Origin of the sequence: Paenibacillus jepli, assembly GCF_047238105.1 — a bacterium.
Taxonomy (GTDB): Bacteria; Bacillota; Bacilli; order Paenibacillales; family Paenibacillaceae; genus Paenibacillus_D.
Map to the genome: position 1 here is coordinate 5,872,411 of NZ_JBDFMD010000001.1, position 19,089 is coordinate 5,891,499.

General features: G+C 56.2%; 17 protein-coding genes and 1 pseudogene. 9 read left to right on the forward strand and 9 right to left on the reverse strand.

The features are described from left to right. Positions 1-93 precede the first annotated feature (93 nt). A complete protein-coding gene (locus ABC336_RS24565; RefSeq protein ID WP_413241163.1) occupies positions 94-1,029 on the forward strand; it encodes an ADP-ribosylglycohydrolase family protein in 936 nt (311 codons plus the stop codon). A gap of 40 nt (positions 1,030-1,069) precedes the next feature. On the opposite strand, the gene ABC336_RS24570 is transcribed toward ABC336_RS24565, so the two are convergent. Together ABC336_RS24570 and ABC336_RS24575 are read right to left on the reverse strand one after the other, a co-directional pair. Then, entirely contained in the window at positions 1,070-1,522 is a 453-nt protein-coding gene (locus ABC336_RS24570; protein WP_413241164.1) for a DUF4395 domain-containing protein, read from the reverse strand. Positions 1,523-1,536: 14 nt separating this feature from the next. Next, positions 1,537-2,766: an aminopeptidase gene (locus ABC336_RS24575; protein WP_413241165.1), complete on the reverse strand. Its 1,230-nt coding sequence runs from the start codon at positions 2,764-2,766 to the stop codon at positions 1,537-1,539. 141 nt (positions 2,767-2,907) lie between these two features. On the opposite strand from ABC336_RS24575, the gene ABC336_RS24580 reads away from it, so the two are divergent. Then, the gene (locus tag ABC336_RS24580) at positions 2,908-3,816 is read left to right on the forward strand and encodes a radical SAM/SPASM domain-containing protein (RefSeq protein WP_413241166.1); all 909 of its coding nucleotides are present in this window, start codon (positions 2,908-2,910) and stop codon (positions 3,814-3,816) included. A 227-nt stretch (positions 3,817-4,043) separates the two neighbouring features. Here the strand turns inward: ABC336_RS24580 and ABC336_RS24585 are convergent, their stop codons facing one another. Then, entirely contained in the window at positions 4,044-4,304 is a 261-nt protein-coding gene (locus ABC336_RS24585) for a hypothetical protein (RefSeq protein WP_413241167.1), read from the reverse strand. Between the two features lie 281 nt (positions 4,305-4,585). Here ABC336_RS24585 and ABC336_RS24590 point away from each other — a divergent pair, with 281 nt between their 5' ends. The 3 genes from ABC336_RS24590 to ABC336_RS24600 all read left to right on the forward strand — a co-directional run bounded on the left by ABC336_RS24590 (position 4,586) and on the right by ABC336_RS24600 (position 7,244). Continuing rightward, on the forward strand, positions 4,586-4,756 hold the full coding sequence (locus ABC336_RS24590) for a hypothetical protein (protein WP_413241168.1): 171 nt from the start codon (positions 4,586-4,588) through the stop codon (positions 4,754-4,756). A 96-nt stretch (positions 4,757-4,852) separates the two neighbouring features. Further along, the gene (locus ABC336_RS24595; protein WP_413241169.1) at positions 4,853-5,827 is read left to right on the forward strand and encodes an ATP-grasp domain-containing protein; all 975 of its coding nucleotides are present in this window, start codon (positions 4,853-4,855) and stop codon (positions 5,825-5,827) included. 202 nt (positions 5,828-6,029) lie between these two features. Next, the gene (locus tag ABC336_RS24600; RefSeq protein ID WP_413241170.1) at positions 6,030-7,244 is read left to right on the forward strand and encodes an MFS transporter; all 1,215 of its coding nucleotides are present in this window, start codon (positions 6,030-6,032) and stop codon (positions 7,242-7,244) included. A gap of 89 nt (positions 7,245-7,333) precedes the next feature. On the opposite strand, the gene ABC336_RS24605 is transcribed toward ABC336_RS24600, so the two are convergent. The 5 genes and pseudogenes from ABC336_RS24605 to ABC336_RS24625 form a co-directional block, all read right to left on the reverse strand. Next, positions 7,334-7,777, reverse strand: a complete 444-nt coding sequence (locus tag ABC336_RS24605) for an ATP-binding protein (protein WP_413242594.1) — start codon at positions 7,775-7,777, stop codon at positions 7,334-7,336. A 50-nt stretch (positions 7,778-7,827) separates the two neighbouring features. Beyond that, positions 7,828-10,002, reverse strand: a pseudogene (locus ABC336_RS24610) (histidine kinase dimerization/phospho-acceptor domain-containing protein); the annotation flags it as partial. A 159-nt stretch (positions 10,003-10,161) separates the two neighbouring features. Then, on the reverse strand, positions 10,162-11,256 hold the full coding sequence (locus ABC336_RS24615) for a lactonase family protein (RefSeq protein ID WP_413241171.1): 1,095 nt from the start codon (positions 11,254-11,256) through the stop codon (positions 10,162-10,164). Between the two features lie 14 nt (positions 11,257-11,270). Then, on the reverse strand, positions 11,271-12,173 hold the full coding sequence (locus ABC336_RS24620; RefSeq protein ID WP_413241172.1) for a DUF6999 family protein: 903 nt from the start codon (positions 12,171-12,173) through the stop codon (positions 11,271-11,273). 20 nt (positions 12,174-12,193) lie between these two features. Next, on the reverse strand, positions 12,194-14,191 hold the full coding sequence (locus ABC336_RS24625; protein WP_413241173.1) for a 3-oxoacyl-[acyl-carrier-protein] synthase III C-terminal domain-containing protein: 1,998 nt from the start codon (positions 14,189-14,191) through the stop codon (positions 12,194-12,196). A 160-nt stretch (positions 14,192-14,351) separates the two neighbouring features. Here ABC336_RS24625 and ABC336_RS24630 point away from each other — a divergent pair, with 160 nt between their 5' ends. After that, on the forward strand, positions 14,352-14,930 hold the full coding sequence (locus tag ABC336_RS24630) for a nitroreductase family protein (RefSeq protein ID WP_413241174.1): 579 nt from the start codon (positions 14,352-14,354) through the stop codon (positions 14,928-14,930). 341 nt (positions 14,931-15,271) lie between these two features. Here ABC336_RS24630 and ABC336_RS24635 read toward each other — a convergent pair whose 3' ends face one another. Further along, positions 15,272-15,349, reverse strand: a complete 78-nt coding sequence (locus ABC336_RS24635; RefSeq protein WP_413242595.1) for a putative holin-like toxin — start codon at positions 15,347-15,349, stop codon at positions 15,272-15,274. Between the two features lie 223 nt (positions 15,350-15,572). Between ABC336_RS24635 and ABC336_RS24640 the strand changes: the two genes are divergently transcribed. The 3 genes from ABC336_RS24640 to ABC336_RS24650 are packed head-to-tail and all read left to right on the forward strand — an operon-like array spanning position 15,573 to position 19,084. After that, positions 15,573-16,454, forward strand: a complete 882-nt coding sequence (locus ABC336_RS24640) for a carbohydrate ABC transporter permease (protein ID WP_413241175.1) — start codon at positions 15,573-15,575, stop codon at positions 16,452-16,454. A gap of 14 nt (positions 16,455-16,468) precedes the next feature. Beyond that, positions 16,469-17,305 carry a carbohydrate ABC transporter permease gene (locus ABC336_RS24645; protein ID WP_413241176.1) on the forward strand — a complete coding sequence of 279 codons (837 nt, stop codon included), beginning with the start codon at positions 16,469-16,471 and terminating at the stop codon, positions 17,303-17,305. A 24-nt stretch (positions 17,306-17,329) separates the two neighbouring features. After that, a complete protein-coding gene (locus ABC336_RS24650; protein ID WP_413241177.1) occupies positions 17,330-19,084 on the forward strand; it encodes a sensor histidine kinase in 1,755 nt (584 codons plus the stop codon). Positions 19,085-19,089 lie beyond the last annotated feature (5 nt).

Here is a 19,089-nt window from a genome sequence, read left to right on the forward strand (position 1 = left end):
CATTTGCAGATCCACGAGCCGTTCCGGGGGTTGGTGCAGGTCCCAGGGTGTCGTGCTTGGCCCTGCTGGGGCAGAAGGGGAGATGGATGTAATATGGATGCAGCTATAAAAGAAGCTGTAAGAGGCGGTCTGCTTGGTGTGGCGGCAGGCGATGCGCTCGGTGTGCCGGTGGAGTTCTTGTCCCGTTCACAGCTGCGGGCTCAGCCGGTGGGCGTCATGCTGGGCTACGGTACGCATGATCAGCCGCCGGGCACCTGGTCCGACGATGCGGCGCTGACGTTCTGCCTGGCGGAGAGCCTGTGCGGCGGGTATGATGTCGAGGCGATCGCGGCAGCTTCGCTCCGATGGTACGAGGAGGGCTGGTGGTCGCCTCATGGCGAGGTGTTCGACATCGGCATCGCCACGCGCAAGGCACTGGAGCGGCTGCGCGAGGAGGGGATGCCGGCGGAGCAGGCCGGACTGGCCGATGAGTACAGCAACGGCAACGGCTCGCTGATGCGGATCCTGCCGTTGGCCTTCTGGCTTCGCGATATGCCGCTTGCCGAGAAGATACCCTATGTAACCGCCGTTTCATCCATCACGCACCGTCATCCGAGGTCGATCATCGCTTGCGTTATTTATGTCGAGCTGGCTTGTCAGCTGATGAGCCTGCATACGCCGGCTGAGAGTGTGCGGCGTATGCAGGCGTCCGTAAGGGAACAGTTTCGCGGCGACCCGGAGCTGCTGCACTACAGCCGGCTGCTGGAGGGGGAGATCACGGAGCTGGGAGAGCCGACCATCTCCTCATCGGGGTATGTGGTGCACACGCTGGAGGCGGCGATCTGGTGTCTGCTTACGAGCGGCAGCTACGGAGAGACGGTGCTGAAGGCAGTCAACCTCGGCGAGGACACGGACACTACTGGTGCGGTGGCAGGCGGACTGGCCGGACTGTGGTACGGAGCTGATGCAATTCCGGAGGCATGGCTGGCGCAGCTGGCCAGGCGGCCGGACATTGAGGCGCTGGCGGCACGGCTGGCCGCTTCCCTGTAGCGCCCTCTGGCAAACGGAAGGGTAGCGGCCAGCCCCTGTATCAGCTGCTCCGGCGCCGCTTGGCCCGCAGCTGCTTCCATTGAAAGTAAATGAAACAGCCGACACAGAAGCCGCTAAGCGCCAGTACGACAGCTGTAGTCAGCATAGCGACAAATATATAGCCTACCGTCGGTGACTGCAGCAGGAAGGCGCTCAGCGCCGCCACCAGGAACAGGATCGCCAGCAGATTGTTGAACCGCAGCAGCTCCCGGCTCTCCGTCTGCTGGCTGCGCGGCATCAGCCGATGGAGCAGACGCACGAACGGATTGTAGCGGATCCCGAACCAGCGCGTAATCAGCTGGACGGTGAGCGGCAGCAGCAATAGAAGCGGCTCTCCGAACCCGACAGCAGCGATGATGCTGAGCAGGATCCCCGTCTGGTTGGCGCGGACCCAGTGAAGCGGCACTTCTACAGCGCAGGAGAAGCCGGCGGCAGGAGGGGAGACTGGCGGCATCGCTTTGTCCACCTCTAGAATGCCCAGTTGCCCTGGCGGAAGACCGGCTCGCGGGTACCGTCCGCCAGGACGCCGTCAATATCCATCTCCGCAGAACCGATCATAAAATCGACATGCGTTAAGCTGTCGTTGAGACCCTGCGCTTCGAGCTCTTCCTTGCTCATCGACTTGCCGCCTTCGAGACAGAAGGCATAACCTTTGCCAATCGCCAGATGATTGGATGCATTCTCGTCGAATAGCGTATTGAAGAAGATCAGGCCCGTCTGAGAGATCGGCGACGTGTGCGGCACCAGCGCCACTTCTCCGAGGTATTGCGAGCCTTCGTCCGTCTCGATCAGTCCTTTCAGCGTGTCGACTCCGTGGTCGGCATCGTATTCAGCAATCTTGCCGTCCTTGAACGTAATCCGGATGTTCTCGATCAGATTGCCGCCGTAGCTGAGCGGCTTGGTGCTCGTCACCGTGCCGTTGACGCCGGTCTTGAGCGGCGCCGTGAACACTTCCTCCGTGGGCATGTTGGCGATGAACAGACTGCCCTGGGCATTGTGGCTGCCGGCGCTGACCCACAGATGGGCTTCGGGTAGCTCGATCGTCAGATCGGTACCCGGTGCGGTATAGTGCAGTGCTTTGTACTTCCGTTCGTTCAGCCGGGCAGCTTTGCTGTCCAGCAGATCGGTATGCGCTCGCCATGCCTGGACCGGATCGTCCAGATCGATGCGCGTAGCCTGGAAGATCGCCTCCCACAGCCGGTCGACCCGCTCATCTTCGGGAGCATCCGCGAATACTTTGTCGGCCCACGCCTGCGAAGGAACGGCAACGATCGACCAGCTCACCTTGTCCGACATCGTGTAGGTGCGGAACGGCTGCATAGCTTTGCCTGCGGCAATATTGGCCGTCTTGATCCGAGTCGGGTCGATGCCCTGCAGCAGATCCGGGTTGGCGGCGATGACCGACAGGAAGGCTGCATTGTCCTTTGCCAGCTCCTCCCAGCCGTCAGCCCGCCACTGCGGGAAGTAATCAAAGGAATCCCCCGGCGCCAACTCATAGCGGGTACGGGTAATCTCATCATCGTTCCATTCGACATGGACGAAGCTAGCGCCCGCTTCATAGGCCCGTTTGACGATCAGCCTGACATAAGGTGCTGCGACAAGCGGCGCACTGACGACCAGCTTCTGTCCCGGCTGCACGTTGACGCCAACTTCCACGGCCAGTGCCGCGTACTTCTGCAGATTCTCTTCAAATCCCATTTGTATCCCTCCATAATCGGCGACAACGCCTAGTATTGTATGTAGTCTTCCAATGATGCTACAGCTATTATAGCGCAGGATCCCGCCAGAGCCAAAAACGTGATATAATCCGTTCATACCATGCATCGTGAAGGAGTATACATGAGGAAGCTGAAGAAATGTTATATCGAGATCACGAGCGTCTGCAATCTTGCCTGCACGTTCTGTCCGCCGACCGCCCGCGAGAAAAGCTTCATCTCCACGGATGACTTCCGCCGACGGCTGGAGCAGATCCAGGGGTATACGGACTCGATCTATCTGCATGTCAAGGGGGAGCCGCTGCTTCATCCGAAGCTTGATCAACTGCTCGACATCAGTCATGAATATGGCATCAAGGTCAATATTACGACCAACGGCACCCTGATTGCCAAAAACCGGGCGAAGCTGCTGGGCAAGCCCGCGCTGCGGCAGATCAATTTCTCGCTGCACAGCTTCGACGGGCACCCCGGCTCGCAGGATAGAGCGGGCTATCTCGCGGACATCCTGGCCTTTACCCGCGATGCCCAGGCCACGACCAAGACGATCATCTCCTACCGGCTGTGGAATCTGACGACGGACAACCGGACCAATCTTGAACGCAGCCGCAACCGGGAGCTGCTGGCGATGATCGAGGAGGCATTCGGCCTGCCCTTTCGGATCGAAGAACGGTTCGAGCGTGGCAAAGGGCTGAAGATCGAGGAGCGGGTCTACCTGAATCAGGATCATGAATTCGAATGGCCGTCGCTTGATGCGGAAGCAGATGAGGGACGAGGCTTCTGTTACGGTCTGCGCACGCAAGCGGCCATCCTGGCCAATGGCACGGTTGTTCCGTGCTGTCTGGACGGAGAAGGCGTGATCAATCTGGGCAACATCGGTCAGCAGTCGTTTGGCGATATCCTGGCGGGCGAGCGGGCGGCAGCCATAGTCGATGGCTTTTCCCGGCGCGAAGCGGTGGAGGAGCTATGCCGCAGATGCGGCTATCGCAAGCGGTTTGGCATGGAGCAAGAGGACGCGCCTGCCGTGTCGCTTTAACGGGATTCTGTGCGGACTTGTATTTACGATGCAGCTAGATAGCACGCTCTAACAACAAAACGCTGCAGTCCGGTAGTCCGGTACTGCAGCGTTTTGATTTATATAAAGCCTGCCTATCCTGACGAAGGACTGCGACTAACAGTCGGGCCAGGACATGTATTCAGGCATGCCTAGAAAGCATGGCCGACCTGCCGTATATGCAGACTATTTATTCGAATTACTCTTCATTAAGGTGTTGTAACTTCTTCTTCAACCGGAGCATCCGGATCGACAACTTCATCGTCAGTCAACGGGTCATCCGCAGGGTCGTCAGTAAGCGGATCTTCGTCAATCGCTGGATCGTTAAGAACCGGATCGTTGTTTTGCGTAACATCAGACGGCGGGATCGTATCAGCCGGTGCGTTATTATTCGCATTGTTGCCGCAGCCAGCGCCTACGAGCATCACAGACAAAGCAAGAATGAACAGACCAGTTTTTGTTTTAGACATGTTAAAAGACCTCCAATTTTGTTTTTGTGCCACTATTTATGTTTTCTCTAGGTGAAATGCCAGTATGACTATGCTCTCTATCCTCCCTTCTCTTGCCATAAATGTACCCCCGTAATCTGAAAATAAACTTAAAACGAACTTAAAATCCCATTAAATGAGAGCTTTTTAAGATCATCATTATTCTCTAAATAAGAGTATTCTAATTTTTGTAACTATTCAGATATGGTATAATTTGGGGTGTGACTGAATAAACCAATTTGTGATGAGGAGCTGATTTATTTATGAAGCGAACCAATCTGTTCATCAGCGAGCTTGAGACAAGACGGTCCAACCGGGTATTGTTCAGTGAAGAGGAGAAGAAGGGTTTCCTGGATGTGACGACCTTTGCCGTCGGCGAAGAGGGCGGGGACATCTATACTACAATGGCTATAGGTGAAGAAGGCGGCTGTTAACATAAGGCCTCGTCAAATGTATGCGCTTTATAATCTGTGCCCCGATCACCAGTCTGGTGATCGGGGCACATTTTAACTATAGAGGGAGATGAGTGGATGACCAACGAGCTGACCATTGGAATCATCGGTGCGGACAAGGAACGGCATTGTCTATATCTTGCCGAGGAGATCAAGCGTCAAGGCGGCAAGCCTGTCATCATGGATACGATCAGCGAAGCGGCTTACCCGTTGTCGATGAGCTCAGTCAAGGCCGGATATGGCGCCGCCTACAACGATTATGATGCAGAGGCGATTCATGTCTACTACCTGCGGGCTTTGTTCCTGCCGACGCCGGCGTTTGACGCAGGTGAGATCGAGGCGCAGATCCGGGAGGAGGGCTATGTCGCTTATGCTGCTCAGCGCGAGCGTTATGCCGCCTGGTTGTCCTGGCTCAAGTGCATGCCGCTGCATGGCAAGCTGTTAGTCAATCCTGTCGATACGCTGCTGATCCATTTTGCCAAGCCTTATCAGATCGAATCGCTGCGTCAAGCAGGGATCCCCGTACCGGAGACGCTGGTTACCAGCAGTGCAGAGCGGCTGCGCGAGTTCGTCCGCTCGAGGCAGGTAGTGTACAAGCCGGTCGCAGGAGGGGCGCACTGCCGGCTGCTGGGCGAGGAAGATCTGGCGCCGGAGCGGCTGGAGGCGCTCGGACATGCGCCGGCGATTTTCCAGGAATATATCGAAGGCCAGGATGTCCGGGTGTTCGTGCTGGACGGCAAAGCGATCGCCGCCTTCGAGCTGGACAGCGACGATGTCGATTATCGGCTCGGAGGCAAGGCGATGCGGCCGGTCCACGTCCCCGATGAGATCGGCAGTATGTGCATCGCCGCATGCAGCCGTCTGAACCTGCTGTTCAGCGGAGTCGATCTCAAGCGCAGGCCGGACGGGTCTTATGTGCTGATCGAGTGCAACCCGAGTCCGATGTTCGAAGGCTTTGATCGTCATGCCCTGCAGCCGATTGTGGAGATATTGGCTCGTTATTTGCTGGCTGAAGCAGAAATCCGTGTGCTGGCGGCCGTAGGTCAGCGATAATTTGGCTCCAAATGCCGTAAGCGCTGAGCAGCCCCTGGATAAAGCGGGAACGTCACAGCGCCAGCAACTTTTCCCGCAATTTTGCTCCGCAGCTTCGAATTCCGCCCATATGCTGGTCTGATCGCGACTCGCATCACCGAGGAGCGGTTAGGTATAATTAAACATATGGATACGTTCCAGGGAAGGAAAGGTGTCGCCGGAATTGGAACAATGGAAGCGTACACTTTGGATTCTCTGGGGTGGCGTGCTGCTATGCAGTGCTAGTTATACGATGGCTGTGCCGTTCCTGCCGCTCTTTTTGTTTGATCTGGGCGTAGAGGAAGGCGCGGTTAATCTGTGGGCAGGGGCGGTACATTCCTCTGCCTTTCTGGTGGGTGCCGTGATGGCTCCCCTGTGGGGCTCGATGGCGGACAAATACGGCAAACGCAAGATGGTCATCCGGGCCGGACTCTCTCTGGCGGTTATCTATGCTTTGATCGCCTTCGTCCAGACGCCGGGACAGCTGATTATCGTGCGTATGCTGCACGGCTTGGTCGGCGGCTTCGTCCCGGCATCGATGGCGATTGTCGCCTCCTCAGCTCCCGGAGCCAAGCTGGGCTGGAGCCTTGGGATGATGCAGGCCGGCACGATGACAGGCGGCATCCTAGGACCGCTGATGGGCGGACTTCTGGCAGTCTGGTTCGGTCAGCGGATGTCATTTATCATCGCTGGCGTGCTGATCCTGCTCGCTACGATTGCGGTGATCGTCTGGGTCCGGGAAGGGGTAACCGCGTCAGCACCCAAAGAAAGCAAGTTGTGGCGCGATCTCAAGGAAGCGATGCAGGACGGTGTGCTGACGCGGATGCTGATCCTGCTGCTGGTCTTCCAGCTTTCGCTCAATATGATCCAGCCGCTGTTGACGCTGCATATCGCCAATTTGCAAGGCGATCTGAGCGGGGCGGTGCTAACCTCCGGATTTGTCTTTGCCTTGATCGGGGTTGCCGGCATCATCGCCTCCCCTTTCTGGGGAAGACTGGGCGAGCAGCGTGGTTATGGACTCATTCTGACCTTCTGCCTGATCGTCTCGGGCGGCGTGGTGGCGACGCAATACTTTGTGCAGGATCTATGGTTGTTCACGACCGTGCAGTTTATCTTTGGTCTGTTTATGGCGGGGATTGTGCCGAACATCAACACGCTGGTCGTTCAGCACACCAGTGAGTCGTTCCGCGGCCGGTCGTTCGGCTTGACGACTAGCGCCAACCAGCTTGGCGCGATGATCGGTCCGCTGATCGGCGGCGGCTTGGGTTTCTTTCTCGACATCAACTGGATCTTCGTTACGACAGGGCTGATCATGGTCAGTGCCGGACTGTCGATGTTCATGCGCGGCAAGAGCAGCCAGCAAAGCTTGGCGAGGCGCTTGCGCGAACGGGAAGTGTAGTGGTTGTATTATTTCAAAAAACCGTCCCTCGGCGAACGTTGAACGTTCGTCCGAAGGACGGTTTTTTGTATTTTAAATTACATATGAAGCTAACCAAGGCCTACCGGGAGGCATAACGTAAAGGTCGAGCCTTCATGCTCGACACTCTCGACGCTGATCGTACCGCCCATCAACTCGACGATCTTCTTGCAGATCGCCAGGCCCAAGCCGGTCCCGCCATAGATGCGGTTGATCGCCGGATGCAGCTGAGAGAAGGAGATGAACAGCTGATCCAGCTTTTCCGCTGGAATCCCGATCCCCGAGTCCTGGATCGTCAGCGTCAGGACGGCGTGACTCTCGTCAGTAAACGGCTCAATATCGGCAAATAGGGAGACGGTCCCGTCGTTGGAAAATTTGACCGCATTGCCGATAAGATTGATCAGCAGCTGACGTAGTCTTGCACCGTCGCTAATGATGATATCCGGAATGGTCGAAGGGATCGAGGTTGTCATCGACAAGCCCTTTTCCTGGGCTCTGGCCTCAAACAGCTGCATGGAGCTGCGTATAATGGCCCGGATGTTGACCGCTTCCTCTTCGAGTCTCATCTTGCCCGCTTCCATCTTGCTGAAATCGAGGATTTCATTGAGAATCTTGAGCAGCGCTTCGCTGCTCTCCTGGATAACACGGGTATAGTGCTGTTGTTCCTCGCTGAGCGGCGTTTCATCGAGCAGCGCAGCCATCCCGACGATGCCGTTCATCGGTGTGCGGAGCTCGTGGCTGATAATCGCCAAAAACTCGGATTTGGCTTGATCGGCCCGTTCCGCTGATTCCTTGGCCCGGATGATCTCCTGCTCGCCTGTCTTGTCACGGAAGACAACAACTGCTCCTTTGCGTTCTCCCTTGTCGTAGATCGGCGTTATCTGATAATCGACGAGCAAGCTGGTCCCGTCGGCCCGCCAGAAAACCGCCTCCTGGCGACCTCTTGTACGTCCATCCAGCAGCGTCTTGCGCATCGGCGACTCGTCTCCGGAGTCCGGCAGCCCTCCCGGCGTCTGGAACAACTGCTCGAAACGCGGATTGCTCAGCCACTGGCGCGACGTATATCCCAGCATCGCAGCTCCGGCGGGATTGATGAACATCGGCATGCCTTCTGCGTCTACCCCGAAGATCCCCTCGGATACGGAGTTCAGGATGAGCGAGTGCTCGTAGCTGAGCTTCTCGATCTGCTCCAGATACCGTTTGCGCTGGGTAATGTCGCTGGAGATGCCGAACACGCCGACGATGCGATCGTTGACGATGATCGGTACATTGGTCACACTGATGTCGACCAGATGCCCCTCCTTATGGATGATGGATATCTCGTAGTTTTGAGGGTAACCTTCACGGGCCAGGTTGAAGTGGTGCAGCGTCTTCTCGAGATCCTGCTCCGGCACGATCGGGCCAAAGTACATCCCGTCAGCTCCTCGATCGTATAGCCGGTCAGCACTTCCATACTGGCGTTGGCAGTCAGGTAAGTGCCTTCCATGTCCATAGAATAGACGCTGGCGGGATTGTACTCAAACAGCGATTTGTAACGCTGTTCGCTTTCTTTGAGCTTCTCTTCCATCAAACGCTGCTGGGTAATATCCTGGGCGACACCAATCAATTGCATCGGCTGCCCCTGATCATTGCGGGAGACCTCCCAGCGGCAGTGGATGTAGGCAGTCGATTGATCGGGATGGACGATGCGAAAAGTCATCGAGTGATTGCTGCCATGTTCTACGGACGAGCACAATGCACCCGTCACCCGATCAGCATCGTCCGGATGGATACAGTCCCTCAAGGTATCGAGCCCAGCCTCGCCGATACGATGACCGAAGATGTGACGCATCTCCTCGGATAGTGTCAGCTGTTCGTTCATCAGGTCATAATCCCAAGCGCCGATCCGGGCGATCCGCTGGGCTTCGGAGAGAGCGAGTGCATTTTTTTTGCGTTCCGTGACATTACGACCGACAGCTATGACCCTCTCTATCCTGCCATCCTCGTCTTTCATAATCTGAAAGGAAGTCTCGAACCAAAGATAATAACCATCCTTGTGACGGATGCGCCGGGTGAACGTGTCCGTCTCCGAGAACAGCTTGTCCGGATCCCTCATATCCTGCGCGTCGTCCGGGTGATAAAAATCTCTGCGGTTCCTGCCGATCATCTCCTCTTCTTCATAGCCCAGCAACAGATTGATGGAAGGCGAGACGAATTCCAATGTGCCGTCGGGAAGGCTGATGGACAGAAGATCGTTGGTGTAGCGGGTAATGAGTTTGTATAGATTTTGAGTTTCCAACAGTTTTTTTTCGTTGGCTTTCTTATCCGTAATATTGACATACTGAATCATGAGACAATCGAGCTCATCGGTGTCCGGACAACGGATCAGCGAGATATGCAATGAAGCCCAGATGGTCTGGCCCTTGGCATGCAAGAAACGGAGCTCCATCTCATATACGGGCATGGTGTCTTTGGAGCGTAACAGGTAATTGCAGATCTCCCGGCTATCCAGCTTGCCTACATCTTCGGGGTGGGTGATGTCGGGGAAGCTCATCTTCAGCAGATCATCCTCTTCGTAGCCCAGCATATCACAAAGATAAGGATTAACGGACTGCCAACGGCCATCCTCTATCCCTATTAGCGAAATGCCCATTGGTGCATAATTATACATTTGTTCGTATATTGTCGTCTGTCGAGGCTGGTTGATCATCAAGTGAGCCTCCCTTAGAGATCTCTTGTGAGTATAGATGAATCCAAGCATTATCTTCACATGCTATGTTCCATTACCCATTTTACACAGGTTGTAAAAGGGTTTCCAGAGGAAAGTTATATGCACAAAAAAAGCCCGTGTTTCAGGCGGCGTCGGGAAGACCGGCGCGTGAAATACGGGCGGACAAGATGCTGAGGCCGAGGCGGCAGTTCAATGGGCTTCCATGACGGCGACGAACTTGATGCAAACCGGCTTGGACACAGACAGCTCAATTCCTGCAGGAGTTAGCCGGCCGGTATCCTCGTCACGTCGGAACGTCACGATATGGTTGCCGTCCCGATTGGCGACCAGGACGAACTTGCCGTCTGGAGACAACGCGAAGTTCCTGGGATGTCCGCCAAGCGTCGGGACGATCTCTACCAGCGTCAGCTCGCCTGACGAGGCTGCGATCTCGTACACAGCCAGACTGTCGTGTCCGCGGTTGGAGCCATACAGAAAACGTCCATCCGGTGAGATGTGAATATCGGCGCAGCCGTTGTCACCCTCGAAGACATCCGGCAGCGTAGATACCGTCTGGAGCTCGCGCAGCGTACCTTGTTCTTCGTCGAATGCAAAAGCCGTAATCGTGCCGTTCAGCTCATGGATCACATAGCCGTAGGGCAGGGACGGATGAAAGACGAAGTGACGGGGGCCGGAGCCCGGCGCTACTCTAACTTCCTGATGCGGGATCAGATGATAGCCTTCCACATCAAGCCGGTAGACGAACAGCTTGTCCAGGCCGAGATCGGAGGCTACGGCATACCGATTGGAGCGGTCGACAAATGCGGAGTGAACCCGCGCCTGGCTCTGTACAGGCAGGATGCTCGTCCCTTCGTGACGGTGCAGGTCGGCGTTCAAGCCGATGGCGCCATCCTCCAGTATAGGCGACAGGCCAAGCAGACCGCCGTGATAGCTGGATACGAGCACACTGCTTCCCGAGTGATCCAGCTCGATATGGCAGGTTGGCGCGGGTACGGACTCTTCTTTGTTGATCAGCTTCAGCTGCAGGGCTGCGGGATCCAGAGCAAATGCGCTCACATAACCTTTCCGCTGACCATCGTCTCCGGTTTCCTCGGAGATGGCGTAGACGGTGAGCTTGCTGCCGTCGATGGCGGCAAACGTCGGATTGTGCAGTCCGGAGATTTCTTGAAGTATGCGCAGACTGCCGGCTGCAGTATCGAACTCGCACAAATAAAGGCCGGGATCGGCGGCGTCGGCATAAGAGCCGACGACCGCCAACGTTTTGGTCTCGGGGATCATAGTCATGATATCCAACTCCTTCATGAAGTTTGTGTAGATGCTGCCGCCTGCTGCTGCAGCTGTTTTTTCTTCTCCACCAGCATGGCATGGAGCTGCTCGGTCGCCAGCCCGTGGAGCACCAGCCGGTAGCCGGCCTGCAGCGTGATGAGCGGCACCATCGGGTGCTTGTTGTTCACCAGCGCCAGCCGCTGCGGCTCGTTGACGATGGTCGCCGCATAGATGCCGATAATCTCATCGAGCTGCAGGGAGTTCGAGGCCCGCCAGAAATCGTTGTCGCTCAGGAACAGCTGATAGATCGGCGTGAAGAATTCGATCGCCGTTACCAGATCGATCCGGTTCGTCCAGCGGCGCGGCAGCGGCTCGATCGGATACGGATCAAGCGAGATGGCGTCCATGTTCAGCTGCGGCTGGTACGTAATCTCGATGTTTTTGGCTTTGAGCTCCTTGTTGAGATTGATGATGAAATTATAAATATTGAGGTCGTGGGTCAGGAACAGATCGTCCTTGACCGCTTCCAGCGTATAAGGCTTCAGCGGGTTAAGCGTGACGTCCACCCCCGGCACATTGTCGCGGATGAACTGTAGTATCTCACTACCCAGAATGAAGTGTCTTAGAATCATTGTATTGGCTTCCGGCGAGACGAACGTCTTGAGCCCCCAGTGCAGCACCCGGTGCAGCACTCTGGATGAGGTGAACGAGTTGGGCAGCACGGTCCGCAGCAGTTTGATGAGGATAATCGACAGTCTGGCAAACGGACGCAGGATCGGCAGCAGGAACTGTCGCGACCTGCGGGATGAATCCTTCAGGAAAGCCGCTTTGGCGTCCTCATCGAACGGAATGCTGCGGTCGAGGAAGACGGCCAAAAACGGGTTGGGGTCCTTGGGATTATGCTCCATGTCATAAAAGTAGTCCGGTGTAGGCATTGCGGTTCCCTCCCATCATACTAATCATTGTCAAGTTCTTCAAGCTGCAGCAGGTAGAGCCGGGCCGTCACTTTGGCCGTCTTGACGATCCGCCGGGCGATCTCTTCGGTCAGCATATCCGAGCGAATGCCGGTTTCAAGTCGTTCGAAGTGATTGACGTCGCTCTCGCTGTGATAGAGGAGAAAGGAGACATGCTCGTCCGGCAGCTGCAGCTGCTCCTGGATCTGCTCGCCCCAATATCTGGCCATCCTGCAGCCGAGGCCTTCGATGATCCACATCGCGCCCAGCAGGTCGAACGGATTCTCGCGGCTGGCCCTGTGGAACATGTAGGCCGAGAGGGCTTCGCTGCCGATGTTTTTCTCGCCGCTGTTGATGCGCTCGGCAGATCCGCCTACGGCCAGATAATTGCGCTCAAGAATCTGATAGTCCTTATGTTCGTCGCTGGCATGCGAGATAAAGGCCGAGCGGAGGTCGATACGGTCGATCGAAATATTGGAGGCGGCGCGGGCGATCCACTGCGAGCCGTCGATGACCTGTTGGCGGATATTATAGAGCAGCCTGAGATAGTCTTCCAGCGTAAAACGCCCCCGGTTGAGCTTATCGATGATCGGCACCTGACCCAGCGATTTCTCGAAGTCGATCCACACCTGCACCAGTTGTCTGACCAGCCATTGCTGCAGCTTGTTATCCTCGTCGTAGTTCAGGTCCGGGGCTGCCGGCTCGCGGAGCAGCGGCGGCTCGGACGGGGCCAGAGCTTGCTTGGGCGACGTCGGGGAGACAGCCGCCGCGTTCAGCGGGCTGCTGCCGGCCTCCTGCCGACTCGGTAGGGGGACGTCCTCTGGAGTGTCGATGTGATCGTCGGCATCCACTACCGTCACATACATGAAGGTCGTGAGGAAGCGGCCGCTCTCCGGCACCATGCACAGGATGCGCTCCCCCTTGGCCAGCATGCCGCTGTTCAGCATCTCCTCGAGCATGATGAAGATCGATGCAGAGCCGGTATTGCCTTTGGTGTACAGATTGGTGAACCATTTCTCTTCCGGGATTGGGGCGCCCCCGAGTTCCAGCAGCCGGAATACTTCGCTCCGGAAGAAGTGGGAGGAATAATGGCAAGCCATCCAGCTGATCTCTCGCGGGTCCAGCTTGCCTTCGTCGACCAGGGCAAAGAAGTCCCGTACGCCAAGCTTCGGCATCTCATTGACCAGCTGGATGTCCTGCTTCATATTAATGGCACCTGCATCGGCTGCTTCCCGGTAGGTGGGATAGTCCAGCCAGCTCTTACCCATATAGCCGTCATCGGTCTTGTTGGCTCCCGCATACATACAGGTCTCATAATCGCTTGCATACGAGCGGATGTCAATCCACTCGACGCGCAGCGACAGGCCGCGCCGCGCCGGCTTGCGCTGCAGGAGCATGGCGCCGGCGCCGTCCGAGAGCATGAACCGCAGGAAATCGGTATCGAACGGAATCCGGCCGGTGTCCTTCCAGATCTGTTGATCCTCATAACGGCTGCTCTTGAATACCCGGCTGGGGAATTCGCTTGCGCAGGCCAGCGCGTGCTGCTTGCCGCCTGCTTTGACCTGCAGGTAAGCGGAGCGGATCGCCGCTACGCCGCTGCCGCATACGCCATGCAGATTGGCGATCTCCATCACCGGCAGCCGGGCGCTGGCCTGGACCATGCTGGCGAAGCCGGGAATGATCAGCTCGCTGTGCGTGGTGGCTGTCGCCAGATAGTCGATATCTGCATGCTGGACCGAGGAGCGGCCGATCGCTGCTGCGATCGCTTGTGCCGCCATATCGGTATTGCTGTACACGGTGTTCTGCTCTTTGTCCAGCGCATAGTGCCGGGTCCTGATGCCGTTTTCCTTGAGAATTCTAGCCTTGGTCCGCGACGGTCTGCCGCCGATGCGTCCGAGATAATCCTCCATCTCCTCGTTGCCGACCGGCTCTCCGGGCAGGAATGCTCCGATGGCCGTTATATAAACAGGGCTTTGATGGTGCGCGGTCACTGTAGCCATGACGATCACATCCTTTGGTCAATTTTGCTATGGTAATAATGATACCGTCTGCGGAGGATTCGCGACAGGCCTAAGTTTTCCTGGTACCGCCCTTGTCGACAGTCCGCAGAGCAATGTGATACATTGGTTCCATTGGAGCAAATGAAGGAGATGAGGCACATTGGAGCTGAATGAAGCGATACGGGGCCGGCGCAGCGTCGGCAGAGTGAAGCAGGATCCGGTGGAGCGGGAGACAATTCTGGAGCTGCTCGAGGCGGCGAACTGGGCGCCCAGTCATCATGCGACAGAACCGTGGTTTTTTATCGTCATGACCGGCGAGGGCCGGAGCAGGCTGGGAGAGGGCTATGCCGCCGTCGTGCGGGCTGAGACCGATCTGCCTGATGAAGATAGCGAGGCGAAGGCTGCCAAAGCGTATGCCAAGGCGTTCCGCGCGCCGGCAGTGATCGCCCTGGTGTGCAAGCCCTCCAAGCAGGACAAAGTGATGCGGATCGAGGAGCTGGCGGCGACTCACGCGGCTGCACAAAATTTGCTGCTGACCGCGCATGCGCTCGGGCTGGCCGCGATCTGGCGTTCGGGCGAGCCGATGTATCATCCGCTGATGAAGCAGACATTCGGACTGGCGGAGGACGATGAGCTCGTCGGCCTGATCTATCTGGGTTATCCGGATATCCAACCGCCGCAAGGCCGGCGCGGACCGGTAGAGGAGAAAATCCTCTGGCTGGAGGGGGAGTATATTTAATTCTCAGAAAATATAAGTTTCACATTCATACTCAGCTTAGAATTCTATGGCATGAAACGTGCTGCACCATATGCTTACGAAGCTAGTTTTGCTTTGCAAAACTCTTAGGCGAAGCCGTTTCACCTTGGAAGAATATCTTTGATTTCCTTAGCATAGGGTCAGCTAAATGTATAATTCATGTGACGTAAGCATATAATACGTGTTATAATCGGACTAAAGATAAACCTCATTGCAAGGAGAGCCGTGTGGGGACACGACTCTCGGGGCAATAGCCGCTTTTAAGGGCGGTAGGCTTCATAGGGATATACAAATAAGACCGCATACCTTTCCTAGAGGGCGGTCTATTTGTGTTTCGAGAGTAGCGCTACGATTAGCAACCCAAAAGTAAGCATAATCATGAGAGCTTCGAACACTGACATAGGGCATCCCTCCCTTCTAACGAGAGGTAGCCGACCGCCCTTATAAGCCTATTCTATTGCTTCTAGTGATTATATCATGATGACTGCAAAGCGAATAGCATGATTCTACTCGCCAAAAAGTCATTTTGTCCCCTCTCACAAGTCGGATTCCCTATCCTTTGTCTCTTCGAGATTCCCTTATAATGATGGCAGCCAATTCGAATACAACGGGGGAGAGATTCCGATGCGCAAAAAAATCCACGCGTACATCTTCACATTTCCAAGCATCTTTCTGACATTGACGCTCGGAGTATATCCGATCTTCTGGGCGTTGCGCTACATGTTTTTTGATTATCAGGGCTTCGGCCAGCCCCGCTTCATCGGACTGGAGAATTTTGCGCGGGTTGCCCGCGACGATCAATTCTGGGCCTCCGTCTGGAACACGTTCATCTATACGGGAGGCAAGCTGATCCTGACACTGCCGATGTCCCTGATCCTCGCGGTCATCCTGAACCGGGCGATCCGGGGACGCCAGCTGCTGCGCTCCGTCTACTTCCTGCCGACGATCTTCAGCGCCTCGGTTATGTCGATCGTCTTCTATATCATCTTCAACTCCTATAACGGTGTCGTCAATCAATTCCTGCTGAAGATGGGGCTGGGCTCGCTGGATTGGCTGGGCGCCAAGTATGCGATGCTGACGGTCATCCTGATCGCCGTATGGGGAGCGGTCGGCAACTATATGCTGCTGTTCCTGGCGGGCTTGCAGAACATCCCTGACGATGTGTACGAAGCCGCCTCGCTTGACGGCGTCAACCCGGCCCAGCGCCTGTGGTATATTACGATGCCGATGCTCGGGCCGGTGATGCAGATGATCATCATGCTGGCCATCACGACCTCGCTCAAAGGGTATGAGAGCATTATGGTGCTTACGGAAGGCGGTCCGTTCGGCAAAACAGAGGTCATGTTCCTCTATCTGTACAAGCTGTTCTTCCCGCTCGTGTCGGATAGCGCCAGTGTCCAGAATATCGGCTACGGCAGCGCGGTCGGCTTCACTTCGGCAGTCATCGTAGGACTCATTACGCTGATCTACTTCAAGATTTCGAAGAAGCTTAGCAACACATACTAAAGGAGGCTGTGACCATGAATGTTTCCCGTCTGATCTCGCGTTCGGTGCTGTGGGTGTTTCTGATCATCACAGCCTTGCTGATGCTGTTCCCGATCATCATTGCGGTGTTCGGTTCATTCAAGACCAATCTGGAGGTGACGACCGGCGCGACGCTGCTCCCTTCCAGCTGGCAGTTCCAGAACTACGCCCACGCCTGGAAGCAAGCCAACTTTGCCCAATTTACATGGAACAGCGTATTCACCAGCGTATTCGTCACGATCGGCACGCTGCTGGTTACGGCAATGGCCGCTTATGCGGTGGACCGGGTAGATTTTAAAGGCAAGCGGTTCTATATCGTGCTTCAATCGAGCACGCTGTTCATCTCGATCGGCGCAGTGGTGCTGAAGCCACAATTCGACCTGATGGTCGCTTTGAACTTGCAAACCTCGTTGTGGGGTGTCATTATTATTCTCATCAGCGCGCACGCCACGGCCTTTTTTATGATGATCGGTTTCTTCAAAGGCATCCCGCGCGAACTGGACGAAGCGGCACTCATCGACGGCTGCAACTTTTATTCGATCTTCTGGCGGATTATCCTGCCGCTGCTGAAGCCGGCGCTCGGCGTAACGGCGCTCTTCACCTTCCGCGGCGCATGGAATGAATATATCCTGCCGCTGGTGTTCTCGATGTCGCGGCCCGATCTGCAGACGCTGCCTGTCGGACTCGCCAATCTGCGCTACGGCTTCGGAGCGGCTTCGGAGAACCAGTACCTGCTCGCAGGTGCGTGTATCTCGATCCTGCCGATGCTGATTGTCTACATCTTGGCCAACCGTTCCTTTATGCAGGTCAATGTCGGAGCGGTGAAGGGCTAGCGAATACGGCTGGAGGAACTTGGGATGACATCCTTTATTATGCGCCTTTCCCTCAAACGGAGGACCTGGATGGCCTTCGTCATGCTTACGATCATCTGTATCGCCGTTACCGGTCTGTTCGCCTATTATTTTGCGGCGCGGGTCATGGAGCGCAACGCACTGCAGATGAGTCAGGATACCCTTAACAAAACCGCTCAGGTACTTGATGAGCGGTTAAGGAACGTTATCGTGGCCACCTCGACATTTATGATGGGCGATGCGTTCCAGCGGGCGATGACCGACGTGCAGGCGAAGCAGGGCAGCAGCTACTTCAATCACCTGTCGTCGCTGCAGACGCCGTTCTCCCAGATGAAGCTCAACGAGCTGTCGATGGATTCGGTATTGATCCATACGCCGATCGGCGATTTCTACCCGACCGACAAAGCGCGCCGACCGGTACCGGCAGCGGACAGTATGGTGCTACAGACGGCGATGAACGCAGAGGAGCCGTGGAATACGGTATGGATCGCCGGCCATCAGGAGGAGCTGTTCAGCCGCAGTCATCCGGTCATCACGCTGGTCATGAAGCCGCTGCTCAATGAGACGCTGCCGGATGTGTACATCATTGTCAATATCCGCGAGGATGTGATGCGGCAGCTGCTGACGGATAATCTGGACAATCAGCAGATCGAGCAGGTGCTGCTGACGGGCAGCGGCGAGCATGTATTGCTGACGCAGCAAGCCTCTCCCTATCGCCTGACATCCGAGATCCTGGAGCAACAGGGTGGCAGCGACCGCGGTCACTTCGAATACACCGACGATGCCGGCAGGGCCATTCTCTCAAACTACGCGACGCTGTCGATGCATCCCTCCTGGAAGCTGGTCAGCTTCCAGGTGAAGGCGGAGCTGCTGGCGCCGATGAAAAATATATTGTGGTACATTCTGATGATTATGGGCGGCTGCATCGTGCTTGCCTTCGTCCTCTCCAATCTGTTGTCCGGTCTGCTGCTCAGGCCGCTGTACAAGCTCCGGAGCCTGATGCTGCGGGTCGAGCAGAATCATCTCGATGTCCGTTTCGAAAGTCAATACGAGGATGAGGTCACGCAGGTCGGTTATAAGTTCAACCGGATGCTGGAGCAGATCGGGACGCTGATCGAAGAGGTGAAGCTATCGGAAACGGAGAAGCGCAAGTCGGAGATCAAAGCGCTGCAGGCGCAGATCGATCCCCACTTTTTATATAATACGTTGAACACCATATTTTGGAAAAGTGAAATGGAGGAGCATGAGACCGTCAAGGAAATGATCGTCTCGTTGTCCATGCTCTTCCGGCTGGGGTTGAATAACGGCAACGAGATTACAACAGTAGGCCAGGAGCTGGAGCACGTCGAGCAGTACATGAACCTGCAGCAGAAAAGCTATCAGGGGTTGTTCGTCTATGACATCCAGCTCGCAGACGAAGCGCTGCGCAAACTGCCCATCCTCAAGATTATCCTGCAGCCGCTGGTGGAGAATGCTATCAATCATGGCTTCCAGGAAATGCCGGGACGCGGCCTGATCGTCATCAGCCTGGAGCAGCAGGTTGACCTGCTCGTGATCCGCGTGACCGACAATGGTACGGGCATGGATGTGGAGGATGTACGCCGGCGCATGGGCATGACAGGCAAGGCCAAGGACAGCTATGCGCTCTCCAATGTGGAGAGTCGGCTGGCACTGTACTATGGCGACCGGGCAGCGATGGAACTCGAAAGCGAGCCGCTGGTCGCGACGACAGTGACGCTGCGGATACCGATCGGCGAATAGCAACA